This window comes from Ruegeria sp. YTSA226 (assembly GCF_059609905.1).
Window position 1 is genome coordinate 334,511 of record NZ_JBXWMQ010000002.1, and the last position, 20,380, is coordinate 354,890.

The following is a 20,380-nucleotide window of genomic DNA, read 5'->3' on the forward strand; positions in this document are numbered from 1 at the left end:
TCTGGGTGGCGCATTTGAGGAGGACAAACTATGCGAATTGGAACCAAATCAGGGCTTTCCGCTTTGGTTGCCGCTCCGTTTCTGGGGATTATGGCGGCTGGAAGTGCGGCCGCTGCACCAGAGGTCTGCAACTGGAAAACGGCGCGGGATGCTGCAAACAGCGGCGATTATGCGACCATGTGTGAGTGCACGCAGGTAACCCCCAGCTTTCTGGAGCGCTTGCAGAAACGAGCGGATTTCGAAACCACATTGCGAAACACATCCGCGCAATGCCCGGGGTTGGCCGCCTTGTTGACCGACTTTCCGACAGCATCAATCGTAAGCGCGGCAAATGCGGGCGAAGACCGCAGTTCGGACCCAAGCAGTCCGGTCACGCCGGTTGGCGGCGGTGGAACAGGGTCCGGCGGGTCGGGCGGTAACGGTCCCGGCAACGGCGGCGGCGATGATCCGGGTGGCGATAACCCGGGCGATGATCCGGGTAACGGTGGTGGGGATGATCCCGGTGACGACAACCCAGGTGATGATCCCGGCAATGGTGGTGGCGATGGCCCCGGCAAACCCGGAAATGGCAATGGTCCCGGCAAAGGGGGTAATGGTCCGGGTAAAGGCGGTAACGGCCCCGGAAATGGCAATGGAAACGCTGGGAACCCCGGCAATGGCGGGGGCAATAATGGCGGCTCTGGCCCCGGCACCGGAAACGGTGGAGATAACAACGGCCACGGCGGAGGCCACGGCAATGGCGGCGGCGGCCATGGAAACGGCGGAGGCAAAGGGGGCAAGCGATAAGCCTGCAAGTGACGGATTTGCTCATGCCGAAACAGAAACGGCCACCCAATTAGGTGGCCGTTTTTCTTTGAGAGGTCTTAGTTATCCCAACTGAACCAGCGCGTGCCTCTTCTTGCCCGCACTCAGTTTGATGGGCGAGGACAAGGCGCCTGCGTCGATCATCAGACCCGCGTCTGTTAATGAAGCGTCGTCCAGTTTGGCGCCGTTTTCTGCAATCAGGCGCTTGGCCTCTTTGCCAGATTTCGCCAGGCCAGACTGTACGATCAGTTGCACGATGGATATCGGCAAGTCTGCTTCGCCGACCGTTAGGGTCGGCAGATCGTCCCCGACGCCACCTTTTTCGAACACTTCGCGAGCGGTGGCCTCGGCATTTGCCGCAGCCTCGGTCCCGTGCAGCAAGGAGGTGACCTCGTTTGCCAGGCGGATCTTGGCCTCGTTGATCTCGGACCCCTGCAATGCGCCAAGGCGGTCACACTCATCCACAGGCAGTTCGGTGTACAGCTTAAGGAACCGCCCAACATCCGCGTCGGTGGTGTTGCGCCAGAACTGCCAGAACTCATAGGGTGAGCGCATCTCGGCATTCAGCCAGACTGCACCGTCTTGCGATTTGCCCATCTTCTTGCCATCGCTGGTGGTCAGCAAGGGTGAGGTCAGGCCATAAATCTCGTTATCCAACACGCGACGGGTCAGGTCGATACCGTTGACGATATTGCCCCACTGATCGCTACCGCCAAGCTGTAGGACACAGCCATAGCGACGGTTCAGTTCAAGGAAGTCATAGGCCTGCAGGATCATGTAGTTGAATTCGAGGAAGGACAGCGATTGCTCGCGGTCCAGCCGGGATTTCACCGATTCAAAGGCCAACATCCGGTTGACCGAGAAATGCCGCCCGATATCGCGCAGGAAGTCGAGGTAATTTAGGTCGTCCAGCCACTCTTCGTTGTTCAGCATCAGTGCTGCGTTTTCTGCGCCGCTATCATAGTCGATATAGGCGGCAAACACCTTTCTGATGCCTGCGATATTGGCGTTGATCTGGTCCGGGCCCAGCAGGGGACGCTCATCTGACCGGAAGGACGGATCGCCCACCTTCGTGGTGCCGCCGCCCATCAGGGTGATCGGCTTATGACCTGTTTTCTGGAACCAGCGAAGCATCATGATCTGGATCAGGCTGCCCACATGTAGGGACTTTGCTGTTGCATCAAACCCGATATACGCCGACTGACACCCGCTGATCAGCGCCTCGTCAAGGCCCTGATAATCGGTGCAGTCAGCCAGAAAGCCGCGCTCGATCATCGTGGCGATGAAATCCGATTTGGGGTGGTAGGTCATATCGTGCCCTTTGGGTTAATGTTGCGGGGCAGTGTATAGGCGGTGGGGATGACAAGGAAAAGGCACCTTATCCAAGAAAAACACGCGGCTTATGTGATCTGGCTTGCCTTGGGTTTGCGTTAACGTGCAGGTTGTGGGCAACGCGACGACAGAACGGGCGCGAACAGGCGAAAGAGGGCTGGCGTGGGTCGGGCAATTAGCAAATCAGGCGTATTGACTGCATTGGGTGCAATGTCGGGGACCTCGCTGGATGGCGTGGACGCGGCGGTGATCAAAACGGACGGTTACAGAATTCTTGGCTTTGGGCCCACAGGATACCGCGCCTATTCAGATGCAGAGCGGAAAACGCTTCGTGCTGCATTGGGGCAGTGGCATGGCCATGATGTGGATACCGCGGCGGAATTGGTCACGCTTGCCCATGCCGAAATACTGGCCGACTTCGATGAGATTGACCTGATCGGATTTCACGGTCAGACCCTAGCGCATGAACCAAGCGGGCGCGGTACGTTGCAGGTGGGTGACGGCGATGGCCTGACGCAGGCCTTGGGTGTCCCCGTCGTTTGGGATTTCCGCAGCGATGATGTGGCGATGGGGGGCGAGGGCGCTCCGCTTGCGCCCTTTTACCACTTTGCCTGTGCCAAGTGGATTGAGGCCAACCAACCGCTTTGTTTTCTGAACCTGGGCGGGGTCGGGAACCTGACCTATGTAGATCCCAGGTTTGATGGCCCTGAAATACCAGGTGGGCTCTTGGCTTTTGACACCGGTCCGGCCAACGCACCGGTTGATGATCTGATGCAGGAACGTCTGGGTCTGCCCATGGATCGCGACGGCGCGGTCGCACGTGGTGGCAGGGTCGAGACCGGGGCGCTTGAGTTGTTTCTGGCAGAGCCCTTCTTTAACAGGATGCCGCCAAAATCACTGGACCGGAACGACTTTGCCGAGATGATCCGCCTGGTGCAGGAACTCTCTGACGCTGATGCGGTTGCCACGCTTACCGGCATGTGCGCCGCCGGAGTTGCGCAAGGGATCGAGCATTGCCCGGAACCGCCGTCGCGTGTGTTGGTGACAGGAGGGGGACGGCATAACCCGGTCCTGATGGAGATGCTGCGCGTTTCGCTGGATTGTCCGGTGGAGCCGGTCGAAGCGGTTGGTCTGGATGGGGATATGCTGGAAGCACAAGCCTTTGCCTATCTTGCTGTCCGTGTCGCGCGCGGGCTGCCGACCTCTTGCCCCGGCACCACAGGGGTCAAGGCGCTGGTCGGGGGCGGGATGGTCAGCGTTCCATCGAGCGAACGTAGTCTGACGTAAATTCTGAATACCCCTCAGAAGTCGATTTCAGATGTGCTTTGGTCCAGTCATGCAGCGTTGGCAGCTGGTGAAACGGCACGTTTGGAAAGGCGTGGTGTTCTGCGTGATAGGGCATGTTCCAGGCCAGAAATCGGACCAATCGGTTGGTGAACGTAGTGCGCGAGTTTTCAAGCATATTCGCCACCGGCGGGCAGAGGCCGTGTTCCGCAAGCAGGTACAGCCGAAGAACGGGCTGTGCCACCAAGACCGGCAACAGCCATAAGCTGACCACCAAAGGAGACACCAGCAGGCTTGCCCCTGCAAGCGCGTAAATGGCCAGCAGGACACGGGCCTCAATCCGCATGGCCTTATGTTGGCGATGCGGCAAATAGGGCGCCTCGATCCGGCCCATTGCGTTACTGATCAGAACGCTCGTCATCCCAGACCAGTAAGGCCAACCACTCAGATAGATCATCAGGCTGGGCCAGCTGTCGGGTCGCGGTTTGCCACCCAGCTCTGGATCTTTGTCCGGGTGGTTGGTCCATTTGTGATGTGCAAGGTGATAGTATCGAAACCAGGTAAAGGGCAGGGCGATTGGGATTGAGACAAGATGCCCAACCGCGTCATTCATCCAGCCGGTCCTAAACGGCGTTTTGTGGGTGCATTCATGGCTGAGGGTGAACAGAAACACCAGCAACACGCCTTGCGCCAGGATCAGCAGCGGCCAGAGCGGGATTTGCACGGCGATGCCTGTGCTGGTTGTGAATAACACCAATAGATACAGCACCAAGTGCCTCAGACCCGCCGCGTCAGACCGCATCTGCAGCCGGTCTTTGGCCTCGGCCGATATTGACGCAATAAGGGCGCGGTGATCCATCGGTCAGCCTCGGGGGATGTCGAACCCTGGAGCGGCGAGCTCGAACCCGTCAAACTCAAACCCCGGGGACACGATGCAAGAGACCAGCGTGTAGGCCCCCGTGCTGCGCGCGGCCTGCCAGTGATCCTTGGGCACGATCAGTTGTGGTGCGCCTTGCGACAGGTCCGGGGTCAGCATGTGGTCGGTCGCCGGGCCAGTTTCGGTTGCGCTGAGCGACAGCACCAAGGGCGCCCCCGCGTGATACAGCCAGATCTCGGTCGCATCGACGCGGTGCCAATGGCTGGCCTCGCCCTGGGCCAGCAGAAAATAGATACAGGTCCCGGTGGCGCGGCCGTGGTTATCAGCGCGCCAGGTTTCACGGAACCAGCCGCCTTCGGGGTGGCGTTGCAGATTCAGATGTTGAATGATCTCTTGTGCGGTCATGGGGCCTCGGTCGTTTCAGGGCGATTATGCACGGGATTGGACGATCCGCTATGGTATTCGTCCCGATCAGGAATATGTTTGGAACATGACTCTGATGATCCCCTTCGACAACAGTTACGCCCGTTTGCCAAACAGCTTTTATGCGCGGCAAGCGCCGGTGCCGGTTCGTGCGCCTCGCTTGATTGCTTTCAACTCCGATCTTGCGCAGATTCTGAGAATCACGCCCGGCGAGGTGCATGAAATGGCCGAGGCCTTTTCCGGCAACGCCCTGCCAGAGGGAGCAGAACCGATTGCACAGCTCTATTCAGGGCATCAGTTCGGAAATTATAACCCCCAGCTTGGGGACGGGCGCGCGGTTTTGCTGGGCGAGACAGTTGGGACGGATGGCGTTCGACGAGATATCCAGTTGAAGGGATCAGGCCCGACGCCGTTTTCCCGACAGGGTGACGGACGTGCATGGCTGGGTCCGGTGCTGCGCGAGTATGTGGTGTCCGAGGCGATGCACGCGCTGGGCATCCCGACTACAAGGGCGCTGGCCGCCGTTGAGACTGGCGAGGCCATTTTTCGAGAAGGTCCAATGCCTGGTGCGATCCTGACCCGTGTAGCACAAAGCCACCTGCGCGTAGGTAGCTTTCAGATCTTCGCCGCGCGTGGACAGTTGGACAGTCTGCGTCGACTGACAGATTATGCCATCCAGCGCCATTACCCGCAGGCCGACGGCCCGATGGGTCTTTTGCGCGCTGTTGTCGACGCACAATCGCAGTTGATTGCCGCATGGATGAGTGTGGGATTCATCCATGGGGTGATGAATACTGACAACTGCTCGATCTCAGGCGAAACCATTGATTACGGCCCTTGCGCCTTCATGGATAACTATCATCCGAATACCGTCTACAGCTCGATCGACCGCATGGGTCGCTATGCCTATTCCAACCAGCCCGAAATCGCCGTTTGGAATGCAGCGCAGCTGGCGACCGCGCTGATCCAGCAGTTCGAGGATAAAGAGGCCGCCGTTGCTGAGGCTACCGAGATCGTCCATGCGATGCCCGACCTGATACAGCAGCACTGGCTTACAAAGTTCCGTGCCAAGATCGGTCTTGTGACGCAGGAAGACGGCGATCTTGAGATGATCTCGGACTTGCTGAATTGCATGGCGCAGAACCAGGCGGATTTCACCAATACCTTCCGGGCGCTGGGCGGCGATCAGGCGCGGGATCAATTCACCGATCCGCAGGCCTTTGATCAATGGGCAGACGGTTGGCGGTCGCGGCTGTCTCGTGAAAAAAAACCTGCTGAGGTGATTAACAAGGCCAATCCGGCCTTTATCCCGCGCAACCACCGGGTCGAACAGATGATCCAGGCGGCGGTGCAGGGGGAATTTGACCCATTCCACCGGCTCAACAATGTGCTGTCCCGGCCCTATGAGGATCAACCCGGCGCTTTGGATCTGACACGGCCACCGGCACAGGATGAGGTTGTTCAGGCGACCTTCTGCGGTACATGAGTTCCTCACACCTGTTTTCGCAGTCAGCGACGTCGGTGTTTCGCCATGCGCTTGCATTGGTGAAGCCGGCTTGCAATCAACGATGAGCAGCGCAATCCTGCGAACTCAAACGGACTTTCAGGAACCCATGTCTCAGACCGCAATCCTGCGCATCGCCAGCTATAATATTCAGAAATGTGTCGGACTGGATCTACGTCGACAGCCCCAGAGGATTCTTCAGGTCATCGAAAGCCTGAAGGCCGATATTGTCGTCTTGCAAGAGGCCGACAAACGATTGCCTCCGCGCCCTGCGGCCCTGCCGCATTTCATGCTGGACGAAGCGGGATGGCAGATCGTTGATTTGGGTGGGGCTGGCAGCTTGGGGTGGCATGGGAATGCAGTGATCTGGCGGGGTGATGCGATCCGTGTCCGGCAGACCGGGCATCACGAATTACCGGGGCTGGAACCGCGTGGGGCTGTCAGGGTCGAGTTTGACACACCAATCGGTCCGCTTCGGGTGATGGGCATGCATCTGGGGCTCTTGCCCGCCTCACGCCGTCAGCAAATCACCCACCTCAGACGGTGCGATGCGAATCTAGAGGATTTGCCAACTGTCTGGGCGGGGGATTTCAATGAATGGTCCCGACAGCCGGTTCTGGATCACCTGGCCCCGGATATGCACTTTCTTCCACCATTCCCCAGCTTTCCAGCGGCACAGCCGCTGGGCGCGCTGGATCGGATCGCGCTCGGCGCGGGGCTTGAGGCTGTTTTGCATGGCGTGCATTCGGTACGACCCGCGCATATCGCCTCGGATCACTTGCCAATCTGGGCCGATCTACGCCTTGTAGCTTAGCCGGTAAATCCCCTGTAGCGCCGATCACGCATACGGTTTAATACAGAGAACCGAATATATGCCGAGGGTCCCTATGTCCGACACGATCATCGCCCGTTGCGAAGCCAAAGGCCTGCGTATGACAGGACAGCGCCGCACGATTGCACAGGTGCTGCAACAAAGCGATGATCATCCCGATGTCGAAGAGCTCTATTCGCGCGCCTCGCAGGTTGATTCTGGTATTTCTATCGCCACCGTCTATCGGACCGTCAAACTGTTCGAAGAGGCCGGGATTCTAGAGCGTCTGGAATTCGGTGATGGTCGCGCGCGGTACGAGGATGCCGAACGGGACCATCATGATCACTTGATCGACATGCAGTCAGGTGAAGTCATCGAATTTGTAGACCCTGAGATCGAAGCGCTACAGGAAAAGATTGCAGCTAAGCTGGGCTACAAGCTGAAAGGGCACCGGCTGGAACTGTATGGCGTTCCGCTAGACCACGACTGATCCATCACAAAAAACGAACGGCCTGCGCACGGGAATTCATGATTCCCGGGCGGATATTGCTTGCCTGACCGCCCGGCATCGGCTTTTGCTTGGATATGACCGGCTGAACGCGCCGCAATATTCTACGGACAAAACTATGAACAATGTGAACGGCATTTTGCTGGTCGTCGGCGCAATGGCGGCCTTTGCACTTGAAGATATGTTCATCAAACACCTGTCGGTCACAGTGCCAACAGGACAGATCATGGTTCTTTTGGGCCTTTCCTGTGGTCTGGTCTTTGTTGGTATGGCGGTGTTCACCCGCAAACGCATCTTTGATGCTGCCGCGTGGCAGACTTTGCCCCTGATACGTGCGCTCTGCGAGGGGTTCGGGGCCGTGGCTTTTGTGACCGCGCTGTCTCTGGTCGATTTGTCAACGGTTGCCGCGGTGTTTCAGGCAATGCCTTTGGTCGTTACAATGGGGGCGGCGTTGTTCCTGGGCGAGCAGGTTGGATGGCGGCGATGGAGCGCAATCGGCGTTGGTTTCATCGGTGTTCTCTTGATCATCCGACCGGGGTTGGACGGGTTCCAGCCAGAAACCCTTTTCGTCGTGGCCAGCGTTGTGGCTATTGCCGCCCGCGATCTGATCACACGCAGGCTGGATGTGCGTGTGGCCTCGGCAGTAGTTGCGATGCAGGCCTATGGGGCGGTTACCATTGCCGGTTTTGTGCTGATCTCAATGGCCGGCCAGCCGGTCGTTGCACTGAACCAGGCGCAATTCGGGCCGTTCCTGGGCGCGATTGGATTTGGTGTTCTGGGGTATTACGGGATTGTCAGCGCAATGCGGATTGGCGATGCTTCGGCCCTGACCCCGTTCCGATACACCCGGCTGGTGTTTTCTATTGCGGCCGGAATGCTGATGTTCGGGGAACGCCCGGATATGATGACGGTTGCCGGTGCATCGCTGATCCTGGGGTCGGGGCTCTATACCTTCCTGCGCGAACGAAGCCTGGCGCGGTCACTGGCTGTCGCGGCCTGACGGATCGTCGCAGGTTTGCGCAAACAGGCTCTCAGATCTGTGTTAGCGATAACATGAGTGGTTTACTTTTTGCCCTATACTGATATGAGGCTGGCAACTGATTGCAGCCACAGGGACGGGCCTCATGAGCACCATCATCGACATCCATGCACGCGAAATTCTGGACAGCCGGGGCAACCCGACCGTCGAAGTGGACGTGATCCTGGAAGACGGCACCATGGGCCGTGCCGCCGTCCCGTCAGGTGCCTCGACCGGCGCCTATGAGGCGGTCGAAAAGCGTGATGGTGACAAATCGCGCTATATGGGCAAGGGCGTGCTCGAAGCGGTTGCCGCCGTAAATGGTGAGATCGCCGAAGAACTGGTTGGGTTCGACGCGACCGAGCAGGTGGCGATCGACCAGACTATGATCGAACTGGACGCCACCGAGAACAAAGGACGTCTGGGCGCAAACGCCATTCTGGGCGTTTCGCTGGCAACGGCCAAGGCGGCAGCGGATTTCACCACACAGCCGCTGTTTCGCTATGTCGGCGGCACCTCGGCCCGTATCCTGCCCGTGCCGATGATGAACATCATCAACGGTGGCGAACATGCCGACAACCCGATCGACATTCAGGAATTTATGATCATGCCGACCTCGGCGGCGAATATCCGCGACGCGGTGCGCATGGGGTCCGAGGTGTTCCACACTTTGAAGAAAGAGCTGTCGTCGGCAGGTCTTGCCACAGGTGTCGGCGACGAGGGCGGCTTTGCCCCCAACATCGCCAGCACGCGCGAGGCACTGGATTTCATTCTGAAATCCATCGAAAAGGCGGGCTACAAGCCGGGTGAGGAAATCCATCTGGCTTTGGACTGCGCCGCGACCGAGTATTACAAAGACGGCAAATACGTCCTGTCCGGTGAGGGCAAGAGCCTGACCTCGGAAGAAAATGCCGACTATCTGGCCGCTCTGGTCAAAGACTATCCGATCATCTCAATCGAAGACGGCATGTCTGAGGATGATTGGGACGGCTGGAAAGCCCTGACCGACGCCATCGGCGACAAGGTGCAACTGGTGGGCGACGATCTGTTCGTCACCAACCCCACGCGACTGGCGGAAGGGATTGAACGCGGCTGTGCCAACTCGATGCTGGTCAAGGTGAACCAGATCGGATCGCTGACCGAGACGCTGCGCGCCGTCGATATGGCCCATCGCGCACGCTATACCAATGTGATGTCGCACCGCTCGGGCGAGACCGAAGATGCCACGATTGCCGATCTGGCAGTGGCCACGAATTGCGGTCAGATCAAAACCGGATCACTGGCGCGGTCAGATCGGTTAGCCAAGTATAATCAACTGATCCGTATCGAAGAATCTCTGGGTGAGATTGCCGAATACGCAGGGGCCTCAATCCTCAAGCGCTGAAACCTGTAAGCCTGAATTTTGATTGCCTGGCCTGTGGAAATGGGCCGGGTTTTTTTGTGTTGGATTGTAGGTTTTGCCCATGTCTAAATCTCAAACCGGCACTTTAGCATGATTGGGTCAGAAGAAACTTGGGAGGTTATGAATAGTATTATCTAGATATATTAATGACTTATATAGGGGTCCTGCGCTAGCGATCCTTATGTGTGAACTTTTTCCTTTTTGTTCTGTAGTGCGCATTCGTATCATATTGAAATAACAGATAAGGGGAACACTATGAATGGTTCGAAACTTCTTCTGGTAGCGTCTGCACTCAGCACTGTATTTCTGGTTGCTTGCTCAGAGCCTGGAACATATCCGATCACCGGTACGGCAGTGTCCCCTGACGATCCGGTGGCAAACCTTGAAGCACCGGTTTACATCCGTCGCGGTGAGGCCCGGTAGGGCCTTCAATCTTTCGCGGGTGGCCTTGTTGTTCAGCCACACAGAAATGGATCAAAGGGTTTTGCTCATCAGCATATAGCGGTCACGAGGCTTGAAACCTGTGCGTAGATACAGTTTCTGTGCCGTCTCGTTTGTACGATCGACTTCAAGATGCAAGGCTGTGAGCCCCGCGCTCGCCAACGCCTTGGGCAAATCCAGCAAGACTTCAGACGCAATTCCGCGTCCTCGCACGGCAGGACGAATATAGATCTCATCCACGAATCCATCCATGCCGCCGAATTCAACCGACCACCCAAAGGTCAGGATGACATAGCCCAAGGGTGCGCGACCGGGGCCAATCAGGTAGATGCACCCAAAAGGTATTCCCTCGAGAAGAGGCGCAAGCGCATTGCGCGTCTGATCAGCATCCTGGGTAATGCCTTCTTCGGCGTGAAAGGCGGCGACCAGACCAACCAGACGTTCCAGATCCTCGGGGCGAGCAAGGCGAAGTGCGGCGCTCATAGTCGGGCCAGCCGATCCGTGAGCAGATCAAAAAACCCGCCAGCGTCAATTTCTCCGATGAACAGGGCGTTGGGTTTTCTGTCGGTAACACCCCACCAATCGGCAACTGTCATGCCCAAGGTCAGCTTTGATTGGGTCTCGACCTCGACATTCACCAGCCGCCCGGTAAACAGTTCGGGCTTGATTAGATAGGCAGTCACGCAAGGGTCGTGTAGCGGAGCACCTTCCGAGCCGTATTTGTTTTTGTCGAACCTTTCAAAGAAATCGGTCATCTCGGCCACCGCGACACCGGCCTTGTTTCCAATTCTACGGAAGGCATCGTTGCGCGTCTTGGTCACCAGAGCTTTATGCGTGACATCAAGCGACATCACCACAATGGGACGTCCAGATTTGAACACAATATCAGCGGCTTCTGGATCGACGTAAATGTTAAATTCGGCGGTTGGGGTGATGTTTCCAACTTCGAAATATGCCCCTCCCATCAAAACGATCTCTTGAACCCGGTCAACGATGTCAGGCGCTTTGCGGAACGCTGTGGCGATGTTGGTCAATGGCCCAAGGGGACAGAGCGTAACGGAGCCTGGTTCATGCGCGCGCAACGTGTCGATGATGAAATCGACGGCATGTCCTTCGGACAGCGGCATCTGCGGATCCGGCAGAACCGGCCCATCCAAGCCAGTTTTGCCATGCACATGCTCCGCGGTGATCAGGGGGCGCTCTAACGGGCGGTCGCATCCGGCATAGACGGGGGTCTGGGTATGGCCAGCCAGTTCGCAGACAATACGCGCGTTTTTGGCTGTCAGCTCTAAGGGTACGTTGCCAGCGACTGCGGTAATGCCCAAAACCTCAATTTCGTCGGGGCTGGCAAGCGCCAGCAGAATGGCGACGGCATCGTCCTGTCCCGGATCGGTGTCTATAATGATTTTGCGAGCGGGCATGATCGTCTCCGGAGGTCGTGAAGGTGGGACACTCGCAAGTGTCCGAGAGCTTGTCTAGCGGTTTTACGTTCCGGCCTCGGCCTTTGCCGGCGGGAGTTTGCCATTGGCCCGATGTTCCTCGATCTTCACCTCATCCCAAAGCGCGTCCATCTCTTCCAGCGTGCTTTCCGTTGGGGTTTTTCCCCGTGCAGCCAGGCGCGACTCGACCTGTTCGAACCGGCGGGTGAACTTGGCGTTGGTCCGGCGCAGGGCGGTCTCGGGCTCGACCCCAAGATGGCGGCCCAGATTGACCATAACGAATAGCAGATCGCCGAACTCATCCTCTAACGCATCCACATCCATGCGGTCGCGTGCCTCTTCCAGCTCGGCAGCCTCTTCGGTAATCTTGGCCAGCACATGGCTGGCATCGGGCCAGTCGAATCCAACACGGGCGGCACGTTTCTGCAATTTGAGAGCACGCAGCAGGGCGGGCAGGTTGGCGGCGACACCGTCCAACGCGCCTTGTTGTTCTTTACCAGCACGTTCGGCTGCTTTGATGGCTTCCCAGTCCAGTGTTTGCTGCTCTGCCGATTTGTCGCGGGATTCGTCGCCAAAGACATGCGGGTGCCGGGCGACCATCTTGTCCGACATGGTGCGCACCACGTCCTGAAAGGTGAAATGCCCGGCTTCTTCGGCCATTTGTGCATGAAAGACAGACTGGAACAGCAGATCCCCAAGTTCGCCCTTCAGCTCATCATAAGCCTCACGTTCGATGGCATCAGCGACCTCATAAGCCTCTTCGATCGTATAAGGAGCGACCGTGCCGAAATCCTGCTCGATATCCCATGGGCAGCCGGTTTGAGGGTCGCGCAGTCGGCGCATGATCTCTAACAAGCGTTCGATGCCAGCATCGCTGTCATGGATCAGAGGATTTTCGGCCATTGCGAACCCTTTCGTTCCGGTGTCAGATGCATCCATTCCGCAGTCACGATCAGGAGTCCACCCCAGATGCCCGTCGTCAACCGAATTGCCGATTTCTCTGCCGATATGGCCGCATGGCGCCAGCATCTGCATACGATCCCCGAGCTTGCATTCGAATGCCACGAAACCGCGGCCTTTGTTGCCGACCGGCTGCGAGAGTTCGGTGTCGACGAGCTGCACGAGGGCATCGCCACCACAGGGATCGTTGCGATCATCAACGGGCAGGGCGAAGGACCGACGATTGGTCTGCGCGCTGATATGGACGCTTTGCCTATCCCCGAGGAAACAGGGGTCGCGTACCAATCAACCAAGCCCGGAAACATGCATGCCTGCGGTCATGACGGGCACACCACGATGCTGTTGGGCGCAGCGCGCTATCTGGCGGAAACCCGAAATTTCCGTGGACGCGTGGCGCTGATCTTTCAACCGGCCGAAGAAGAGGGTGGTGGCGCGGGCGTCATGGTCGAAGAGGGGATTATGGACCGGTTCGACATTTCCCAAATCTATGCATTGCACAATGCGCCTGGAATTCCCGAAGGATCCTTTCAGACAACCCCCGGGCCGATCATGGCTGCTGTTGATACGTTCGAAGTTCACATTCAGGGCCTTGGTGGCCATGGTGCCATGCCGCATGAAACCCGGGATCCGGTGATGGCGGCCTGCGGTATCGCCCAGGCGATTCAGACCATCGTCAGTCGTAACAACTACGCTTTGGACAGTCTGGTGATCTCGGTCACGCAAATCCATACCGGCACCGTGAACAACGTGATCCCCGATACCGCCTTTATCAACGGCACTGTGCGCACTTTTGATCCGACTGTGCAGAAAATGGTGATGGAGCGGATGGAACAGATCGTACAAGGACAAGCCCAATCCTATGGTGTCGAAGCGCGGCTGGACTATGAGGTCAACTATCCTGCAACAATCAATGACGCCGACAAGACTGGTTTTGCCGCAGAAATCGCGCGTGATGTTGCCGGTGCAGATCGCGTGATGACCAATGTCGACGCGATGATGGGGGCCGAGGATTTTTCATACATGCTGCAGTCGCGCCCCGGCGCTTACCTGTTTCTGGGGCAAGGCGAGGGGGCCGGATTGCATCATCCGAAATACAACTTCAACGACGACATCGCGCCGGTTGGGGCGTCTTTCTTTGCGCGGATCGTCGAAAAGGCCCAGCCTTTGGGCTGACAGGAGAAAGACATGGCACTGGAAGATTCAAAGAATTTCGTCGATGAGGCGTTTACCAATCCTGAACTGAAAGGCGTCTCGTACGAGAATACTTTTGGGGGGGCGATGTCATTTTTGCGCCGCTTGTATACCAAGGATCTGACCGGGATCGATATCGCCGTAACCGGCGTGCCATTTGATCAGGCGGTGACGAACCGCCCCGGTACGCGTCTTGGGCCACGCGCCATCCGCGAGGCCAGCACGTTGCAATCCCCGGATGAGCCTTATGGCTGGCCGTTTGATGCGCTAAGCGAATTGGCAATCGTGGATTATGGGGACATGGCTTATGACTACGCCAATATACCTGCCTTTCCGGACACATTGACGGACCACATTCGCACAATTCTCAACGCTGACGTGGCCTCGGTGACGCTTGGTGGGGACCACTATATCAGCTTTCCGATCCTGAAGGCCTATGCCGAGAAATACGGGCCGATGTCCTTGCTGCAATTTGATGCGCATACGGATACATGGGCTGACGACGACATGTCCCGCGTGGATCATGGGACCATGTTCTACAAGGCGGTCAAATCAGGGATAGTGGACCCCAAGCGTTCCGTTCAGGTGGGTATTCGTACGACGAACGAAGATACTTTGGGGGTCAACATCATTGACGCTCGGGAGGTGTACGAGTCCGGTCCCGCCGCCGTGGCGCAAAAGATCAAAGGCATTCTTGGTGACAACCCGGTTTACCTGAGCTTCGATATCGACGGTCTGGACCCGGCCTTTGCGCCTGGCACGGGAACGCCGGTCTGGGGTGGACTGAGTTCGATTCAGGCCCAGATCATCCTGCGCGACATTGCTGGGATTAACATCAAAGGCGGGGACGTGGTCGAGGTTTCGCCGCCCTATGACACCTCAGGTGCGACAGCGATTGCAGGCGCACATGTGGCGACGCAAATCATTTGCCTGCTGGGATGGAACAAGCTGAATCCTTAACCTTTGGTTAGCCATCTTTCCGGTATCAGGTTAGCAGCCGGGCAGGACGGAAGACATAACGGCATGACACAATTCAACCAACCAATCAGCGGTAACGATCTGGCGCGTTTTTCCGGCCCAAACACGTTTATGCGCCTGCCGCAGGCGGATACGTTGGCCGGATTGGATGTGGCCGTAATAGGCATCCCGATGGACATTGGCACCTCTTGGCGGTCGGGGACACGGTTCGGACCGAAACAGATCCGCAGCGAAAGTGCGATGCTGCGGCCTTACAATATGGCCACCTTTGCGGCCCCCTTCGACAGCCTGCAAATCGCCGACATCGGCGATCTGGCGATCAACACCTTTTCGCTGTCCGACAGCCTGAGGATCATCAAGGAAAGCTATGACGCGATTCTGGCGCAGGGTGTGACACCTGTGGCGATGGGGGGCGATCACTCGATCACCTTGCCGATCCTGCGGGCCATAGCCGCGAAACACGGGCCTGTGGCGCTGGTGCATGTGGATGCTCATGCGGATGTGAATGATGAGATGTTTGGGGAAAAGGAAACCCACGGCACCGTTTTCCGGCGCGCCTATGAAGAAGGGCTGATCGTGCCGGACAAAACCTTTCAGATCGGCATCCGAGGCTCTGGCTATGCGGCATCGGACTTTACCGAGGCCAAAGGGTGGGGCTTTCGCCAATACCCCGCATGGGAGCTTTGGCAGCAGAACCTGACGGTCATGGGCGCGCAGATACGCAATGAGATCGGGGATCATCCGGTCTATATCACCTATGACATTGACAGTCTGGACCCGTCTTTCGCCCCCGGAACCGGCACGCCCGAGATCGCCGGGTTAACCACACCGCAAGCGTTGCAACTGATCCATGCCTTGGGCGGGACAAATGTGGTTGGGTGTGATCTGGTCGAGGTTTCTCCGCCGTATGATCCCTCTGGCAATACGGCGCTGACCGCTGCCAATCTGCTGTTTGAACTGCTGTGCATATTGCCCGGAGTGACGTCACGGTAGGGATCACGGCAGTCTCTTGTTTGCTATGCGGAACTGCATATGGTTCCGCAATCTAACAGAGTGGAAAAGATGAAAATGGCGCTGTGGCTGATTGCGGGTCTGATTGTCCTTGTGGGGGCGTATATACGGCTTGCGCCGTCTGATCCCGCCATCTGGCACAATACCCCCGTCGGCGACGCGAACAGGGACCTCCGTGGTGGCGTCGTGCGAGTACTTGAAACGGGGCCGGACGGGTTGGCGCAGTTGAACGAAATCGCTGCGTCCGCTCCGCGTACAAAGGTTCTGGCCGGGTCAATTGATGACGGGATGGTCACCTATATCACCCGTACCAAAGTGATAGGTTTTCCAGATTATACAACCGCCCAGCAGAACGGCGATACACTGCGCATCTATGGCAGGTTGCGCTTTGGTCGCTCAGATTTTGGGGTAAACCGAAACCGCGTTGATGGCTGGCTCGCGCGGATGCAGCCCTGAGGACAGGCATCCTTCCTGTACCTCGCGCCACATCGGAACGTTCAGTGACATCTGACATTGTGCAGTGAAAATGCGACCGTCGACCTGCAGGCAGATCATCTCACCCAATTCAACGCGTGACCCGGATTTGTCAGTGCAATAGCAGTCCTGTACCTTGCCGCCGGGACCGACGACATCGGCCATCACGGGCGTCGCAAAAAGCGATAGAACCAGAACCAACCGTCTCATGCGGGGCAGCTTAGCATACGGACAGCCCTTGACCATAGCCCCGGATTAAGAGACACCGCCCGGATGATCCCCGAAGAACGCCTTGAACAGATAACTCAGCGATTCCAATACCTCGAAGCAGCCATGGCAGATGGTGCTTTGGGCGGCGATATTGCTGTGCTGGCCAAGGAATATTCGGACCTCAAGCCCGTGGTCGATCAGATCATGGCATGGCGCCAGCTGGTCACTGACCTTGCCGAGGCCGAGGCGATGCTGGCCGATCCCGATATGAGGGAGCTGGCCGAAGAGGAAATCCCCGACCTGCAGGCCCAAATTCCCGGTGCCGAACACGCCCTGCAACTGGCCTTGTTGCCTAGGGATGCAGCCGATGCGCGCCCGGCCATGCTGGAAATCCGTCCTGGAACCGGCGGTGATGAGGCCGCGCTTTTTGCGGGCGACCTGCTGCGCATGTATCAGCGGTATTCCGAAGCGCGCGGTTGGAAATTCGAGATTATCGAGGAGCAGGCGTCGGATCTAGGCGGCATCAAAGAGGTGGTTGCCCATATCAAAGGCGACAACGTCTTTGCCCGTTTGAAATACGAATCTGGCGTTCACCGGGTGCAGCGGGTGCCGGAGACCGAAAGTGGCGGGCGCATTCATACCTCGGCGGCGACGGTGGCGGTTCTGCCCGAGGCCGAGGATGTCGATATTCAGATCGACGCCAATGATATCCGTATCGACACGATGCGCAGCTCGGGTGCGGGTGGGCAGCACGTGAACACCACCGATTCGGCCGTGCGGATTACACACTTGCCCACCGGGCTTGTGGTGACCAGCTCCGAGAAATCTCAACACCGCAATCGCGAGATCGCGATGCAGGTTCTGAAGACTCGACTCTATGATCAGGAGCGTCAGCGGATTGACAGCGAACGCTCGGCAGATCGGGCGAACCAGGTCGGGTCTGGCGACCGGTCGGAACGGATCAGGACCTATAATTTCCCGCAAGGCCGCATGACGGACCACAGGATCAATCTGACGCTGTACAAGTTGGATCAGGTGATGCAGGGCGATCTGGATGAGGTAATCGACGCATTGACCGCGGATGATCAGGCGCGTCTCCTGGCCGAGATGGCGCAATGACCGGCGGCCAGACAGCGGCTCAGGCCATGGTGGCCGCTACGGCAAGATTGCGTGCGGCTGGTGTGGCTGATCCGGCGCGGGATGCGCGGGTTCTACTCGCCCACGCCGCCCGGATCGAAGCAAGTCGCGTGACACTGATTACACCCGAAGAGCTTTTACCGGATATTGCTGAGCGATACGAGCAACTGATCTCGCTTCGGGTCATTCGTGTGCCCGTTTCTCATCTGTTGGGGGAACGTGAGTTTTACGGCCGTCGGTTCAAAGTTAGCCGGGACGTGCTGGATCCACGCCCGGAAACAGAGGTTCTGATCGAGGCCGCGCTGAGCGAACCCTTTGACTATGTCCTCGATCTGGGGGTTGGATCGGGGTGCATCCTGATCACATTGCTTTCCGAACGCACCAGTGCATCGGGTATTGGTGTGGATCTGAGTGAGGCGGCCTGCCTACAGGCCAGTGCAAATGCCGTGCAACACGATGTTCAGAACCGGATCGAAATTAAGCAATCCGATTGGTTTGGAGACATTGAAGCTAAATTTGACCTGATTGTTTCAAACCCGCCCTATATTTCCCTTCCGGAAATGGACACCCTGGCACCTGAAGTGCGGGACCATGAGCCGCGGATGGCATTGACAGACGAAGGTGACGGCTTGGGGGCCTACCGCAGGATTGCTGCCGCCGCCCCGGATTTTCTATTGCCCCATGGTCGGTTACTTGTCGAAATCGGACCCGAGCAAGGGCAGAGCGTCGCATCTTTGTTTGACGCAACAGGATTGACAGACGTACGGATCATTCCCGATCTGGACGGTCGCGACCGCGTCGTTTTCGCCAGAATGCCTTCATGACGGAACATTCTGAGGCCGAAATGCGCCGATTGATATAAAAAAGGTACAAAAATTGGGACAAACCTCTTGTCTGCACGCTCTGGACGTGTTTACTCAGGTGTAGTCAGAGAGGTTGACGCTGTTACAGCGGGCCCCTGACGCCAAGCCCAAAAAAGCCGACATCGTGTCATAGCTAAGCCCTTGAGCAGTGCAAGACGCGAACTGATCGGCAGCGAACGACAAGGCTGACTAAAGTAGATGAGATCTTCCAAATCCCGCTCTCGGGCAAAGAATAACCGCAATCGTCCTTCTGGCGGCAACGTCGTAAACCGAGTTTTCGACAGTTCTGGCCCAGAGGGCAAAGTGCGTGGCACGCCGCAACAGATTATTGATAAATATAATCAGCTTGCACGCGATGCTCAGTTGTCTAACGACCGTGTAGCTGCCGAAAACTTTCAGCAGCACGCCGAACATTACCTGCGTTTGCTTAGCGAAGCTCAGCGTGAAATGGATGCACGCCGTGAGGAGCAAGAGCGTCAGAATCGCGAACGCCAGGCTGAACGAGATCGTGAGCGTGCCGAGCGTCAGGAACGCGAAACCGTCCGCCAGTCGGATCCCGCTGAGGCACCTCAACCTGATGTGATGGGGTTTGCCGCTGACGCAGCTGCTCCGGAATCCGGGCTTGTAGAAACGCCTGAAAGCAAAAGCCCTGAAGAGGCCGAGAAAAAAGAAAAACCGGCCCGTCGGCCTCGGGCGCGCAAGCCCAAAGCCGCACCTGCTGCGACTGAGGACACGCCCTCCGGCAACGGTGATACGCCTGAAGCGGCAGAGTAAATCAGCCAGTATAGAAAAGAAAAACCCTGCGATCTGTTAGACTGCAGGGTTTTTTTGTTTCAGGATCTTTTGACTTCGCGGGCCAATGCGCAGAACGCTTCTAAAGGCACTTGTTCCGCACGTTCGGTGGGTTTGATCCCGGCGGCTATCAGGCGGTCTTCGATATCGGGTGCGACGCCTTTCAGTGAAGCCCGCAGCATCTTGCGGCGCTGATTAAATGCGGCGGCAACCACGCGGGACAGGGTGGCAGGGTCAGCCGGATATCGTGGTTGAGGCAGGGCGGTCAGGTGAACCACAGCGCTTGAAACCTTGGGGGGCGGGGTGAACGCGCCGGGTGGCAGTGACATGGCGATGCGCGCGTCGGCCCGCCATTGGGCAAGGATGGCTAGGCGGCCATAGGCTTTGCCGCCGGGTTGGGCGACGATCCGTTCCGCCACTTCGCGCTGAAACATCAGGGTCAGGCTTTGCCAGAACGGAGGCCATTGCGGCGGAGTCAACCAGCGGACCAGCAATTCGGTGCCGACGTTATAGGGCAGGTTCGCTGCCACACGGATCGGTGGTGTGAGATGCACAAGCGGATCAATCTCAAGCGCGTCACCGTTGATGACCTCAAGCCTACCGGGATAGGCGGCGGCGATGTCGTTTAGGGCAGCGATACAGCGTGTGTCTTTTTCAACTGCAACAACCTTGCGCGCACCTTCTGAAAGTAGCCCACGGGTCAGCCCGCCGGGGCCGGGGCCGATTTCCAGAACATCGCATTCCGCAAGATCTCCGGCCTGCCGCGCGATCTTGGCGGTCAGGTTCAGATCCAACAAAAAGTTCTGGCCTAGCGACTTGCGAGCCGAGAGTTGATGCGAGGCGATAACCTCGCGCAGAGGGGGAAGGTTGTCGATAGTGCTCATGATCCGATCACCGTGGCGCGGTTTGATAGGAGAGCGC

The 20,380-nt window shown here is 57.8% G+C and carries 23 protein-coding genes; 15 read left to right on the top strand and 8 right to left on the bottom strand.

Annotation, left to right across the window (positions count from 1 at the left end; genetic code table 11):
- Positions 1-30: 30 nt before the first annotated feature.
- Positions 31-786, top strand: a complete 756-nt coding sequence (locus tag AC2FFF_RS04300; protein WP_496750435.1) for a hypothetical protein — start codon at positions 31-33, stop codon at positions 784-786.
- A gap of 81 nt (positions 787-867) precedes the next feature.
- Here the strand turns inward: AC2FFF_RS04300 and tyrS are convergent, their stop codons facing one another.
- On the bottom strand, positions 868-2,115 hold the full coding sequence (gene tyrS / locus AC2FFF_RS04305; protein ID WP_281971972.1) for a tyrosine--tRNA ligase: 1,248 nt from the start codon (positions 2,113-2,115) through the stop codon (positions 868-870).
- Between the two features lie 183 nt (positions 2,116-2,298).
- Here tyrS and AC2FFF_RS04310 point away from each other — a divergent pair, with 183 nt between their 5' ends.
- On the top strand, positions 2,299-3,423 hold the full coding sequence (locus AC2FFF_RS04310; protein WP_281971973.1) for an anhydro-N-acetylmuramic acid kinase: 1,125 nt from the start codon (positions 2,299-2,301) through the stop codon (positions 3,421-3,423).
- Here AC2FFF_RS04310 and AC2FFF_RS04315 read toward each other — a convergent pair.
- The gene (locus tag AC2FFF_RS04315) at positions 3,389-4,279 is read right to left on the bottom strand and encodes a fatty acid desaturase (RefSeq protein ID WP_281971974.1); all 891 of its coding nucleotides are present in this window, start codon (positions 4,277-4,279) and stop codon (positions 3,389-3,391) included. The genes AC2FFF_RS04310 and AC2FFF_RS04315 overlap by 35 nt on opposite strands.
- Before the next feature lie 3 nt (positions 4,280-4,282).
- Positions 4,283-4,702 carry a cupin domain-containing protein gene (locus AC2FFF_RS04320; RefSeq protein ID WP_281971975.1) on the bottom strand — a complete coding sequence of 140 codons (420 nt, stop codon included), beginning with the start codon at positions 4,700-4,702 and terminating at the stop codon, positions 4,283-4,285.
- 85 nt (positions 4,703-4,787) lie between these two features.
- On the opposite strand from AC2FFF_RS04320, the gene AC2FFF_RS04325 reads away from it, so the two are divergent.
- The 6 genes from AC2FFF_RS04325 to AC2FFF_RS04350 all read left to right on the top strand — a co-directional run bounded on the left by AC2FFF_RS04325 (position 4,788) and on the right by AC2FFF_RS04350 (position 10,386).
- Complete coding sequence (locus AC2FFF_RS04325; protein WP_281972392.1) at positions 4,788-6,206, top strand: protein adenylyltransferase SelO; 1,419 nt, start codon at positions 4,788-4,790, stop codon at positions 6,204-6,206.
- A gap of 127 nt (positions 6,207-6,333) precedes the next feature.
- Complete coding sequence (locus tag AC2FFF_RS04330; RefSeq protein WP_281971976.1) at positions 6,334-7,038, top strand: endonuclease/exonuclease/phosphatase family protein; 705 nt, start codon at positions 6,334-6,336, stop codon at positions 7,036-7,038.
- Positions 7,039-7,111: 73 nt separating this feature from the next.
- Positions 7,112-7,525, top strand: coding sequence for a Fur family transcriptional regulator (locus AC2FFF_RS04335; RefSeq protein WP_142633379.1), 414 nt, complete (start codon positions 7,112-7,114; stop codon positions 7,523-7,525).
- Between the two features lie 136 nt (positions 7,526-7,661).
- Entirely contained in the window at positions 7,662-8,543 is an 882-nt protein-coding gene (locus AC2FFF_RS04340; RefSeq protein ID WP_142633381.1) for a DMT family transporter, read from the top strand.
- Between the two features lie 124 nt (positions 8,544-8,667).
- Entirely contained in the window at positions 8,668-9,945 is a 1,278-nt protein-coding gene (gene eno, locus AC2FFF_RS04345) for a phosphopyruvate hydratase (protein ID WP_142633383.1), read from the top strand.
- A 273-nt stretch (positions 9,946-10,218) separates the two neighbouring features.
- Positions 10,219-10,386: a hypothetical protein gene (locus tag AC2FFF_RS04350; RefSeq protein ID WP_185956604.1), complete on the top strand. Its 168-nt coding sequence runs from the start codon at positions 10,219-10,221 to the stop codon at positions 10,384-10,386.
- A 51-nt stretch (positions 10,387-10,437) separates the two neighbouring features.
- On the opposite strand, the gene AC2FFF_RS04355 is transcribed toward AC2FFF_RS04350, so the two are convergent.
- The 3 genes from AC2FFF_RS04355 to mazG form a co-directional block, all read right to left on the bottom strand.
- Positions 10,438-10,887, bottom strand: a complete 450-nt coding sequence (locus AC2FFF_RS04355) for a GNAT family N-acetyltransferase (RefSeq protein ID WP_142633385.1) — start codon at positions 10,885-10,887, stop codon at positions 10,438-10,440.
- On the bottom strand, positions 10,884-11,825 hold the full coding sequence (locus tag AC2FFF_RS04360) for a nucleoside hydrolase (RefSeq protein ID WP_281971977.1): 942 nt from the start codon (positions 11,823-11,825) through the stop codon (positions 10,884-10,886). The genes AC2FFF_RS04355 and AC2FFF_RS04360 overlap by 4 nt, the downstream gene beginning before the upstream one ends.
- A gap of 63 nt (positions 11,826-11,888) precedes the next feature.
- Positions 11,889-12,746, bottom strand: a complete 858-nt coding sequence (mazG, locus tag AC2FFF_RS04365; RefSeq protein ID WP_281972393.1) for a nucleoside triphosphate pyrophosphohydrolase — start codon at positions 12,744-12,746, stop codon at positions 11,889-11,891.
- Positions 12,747-12,812: 66 nt separating this feature from the next.
- Between mazG and AC2FFF_RS04370 the strand changes: the two genes are divergently transcribed.
- The 4 genes from AC2FFF_RS04370 to AC2FFF_RS04385 all read left to right on the top strand — a co-directional run bounded on the left by AC2FFF_RS04370 (position 12,813) and on the right by AC2FFF_RS04385 (position 16,439).
- Positions 12,813-13,976 carry a M20 aminoacylase family protein gene (locus tag AC2FFF_RS04370; protein ID WP_281971978.1) on the top strand — a complete coding sequence of 388 codons (1,164 nt, stop codon included), beginning with the start codon at positions 12,813-12,815 and terminating at the stop codon, positions 13,974-13,976.
- Between the two features lie 12 nt (positions 13,977-13,988).
- Positions 13,989-14,954, top strand: a complete 966-nt coding sequence (speB, locus tag AC2FFF_RS04375; RefSeq protein ID WP_271947448.1) for an agmatinase — start codon at positions 13,989-13,991, stop codon at positions 14,952-14,954.
- A gap of 63 nt (positions 14,955-15,017) precedes the next feature.
- A complete protein-coding gene (speB, locus tag AC2FFF_RS04380) occupies positions 15,018-15,965 on the top strand; it encodes an agmatinase (protein ID WP_281971979.1) in 948 nt (315 codons plus the stop codon).
- Positions 15,966-16,034: 69 nt separating this feature from the next.
- Positions 16,035-16,439 carry a DUF1499 domain-containing protein gene (locus AC2FFF_RS04385; protein ID WP_496712993.1) on the top strand — a complete coding sequence of 135 codons (405 nt, stop codon included), beginning with the start codon at positions 16,035-16,037 and terminating at the stop codon, positions 16,437-16,439.
- Here AC2FFF_RS04385 and AC2FFF_RS04390 read toward each other — a convergent pair.
- On the bottom strand, positions 16,380-16,667 hold the full coding sequence (locus tag AC2FFF_RS04390) for a hypothetical protein (RefSeq protein WP_142633397.1): 288 nt from the start codon (positions 16,665-16,667) through the stop codon (positions 16,380-16,382). The genes AC2FFF_RS04385 and AC2FFF_RS04390 overlap by 60 nt on opposite strands.
- Positions 16,668-16,730: 63 nt before the next feature.
- Between AC2FFF_RS04390 and prfA the strand changes: the two genes are divergently transcribed.
- From prfA to AC2FFF_RS04405, 3 genes are all read left to right on the top strand, one after another.
- Positions 16,731-17,786: a peptide chain release factor 1 gene (prfA, locus tag AC2FFF_RS04395; RefSeq protein WP_281971980.1), complete on the top strand. Its 1,056-nt coding sequence runs from the start codon at positions 16,731-16,733 to the stop codon at positions 17,784-17,786.
- A complete protein-coding gene (gene prmC, locus AC2FFF_RS04400; RefSeq protein ID WP_281994513.1) occupies positions 17,783-18,628 on the top strand; it encodes a peptide chain release factor N(5)-glutamine methyltransferase in 846 nt (281 codons plus the stop codon). The genes prfA and prmC overlap by 4 nt, the downstream gene beginning before the upstream one ends.
- Before the next feature lie 237 nt (positions 18,629-18,865).
- Complete coding sequence (locus AC2FFF_RS04405) at positions 18,866-19,441, top strand: DUF4167 domain-containing protein (RefSeq protein ID WP_281971982.1); 576 nt, start codon at positions 18,866-18,868, stop codon at positions 19,439-19,441.
- 59 nt (positions 19,442-19,500) lie between these two features.
- Here AC2FFF_RS04405 and rsmA read toward each other — a convergent pair whose 3' ends face one another.
- Positions 19,501-20,343: a 16S rRNA (adenine(1518)-N(6)/adenine(1519)-N(6))-dimethyltransferase RsmA gene (gene rsmA / locus AC2FFF_RS04410; protein WP_281971983.1), complete on the bottom strand. Its 843-nt coding sequence runs from the start codon at positions 20,341-20,343 to the stop codon at positions 19,501-19,503.
- Positions 20,344-20,380: the final 37 nt, after the last annotated feature.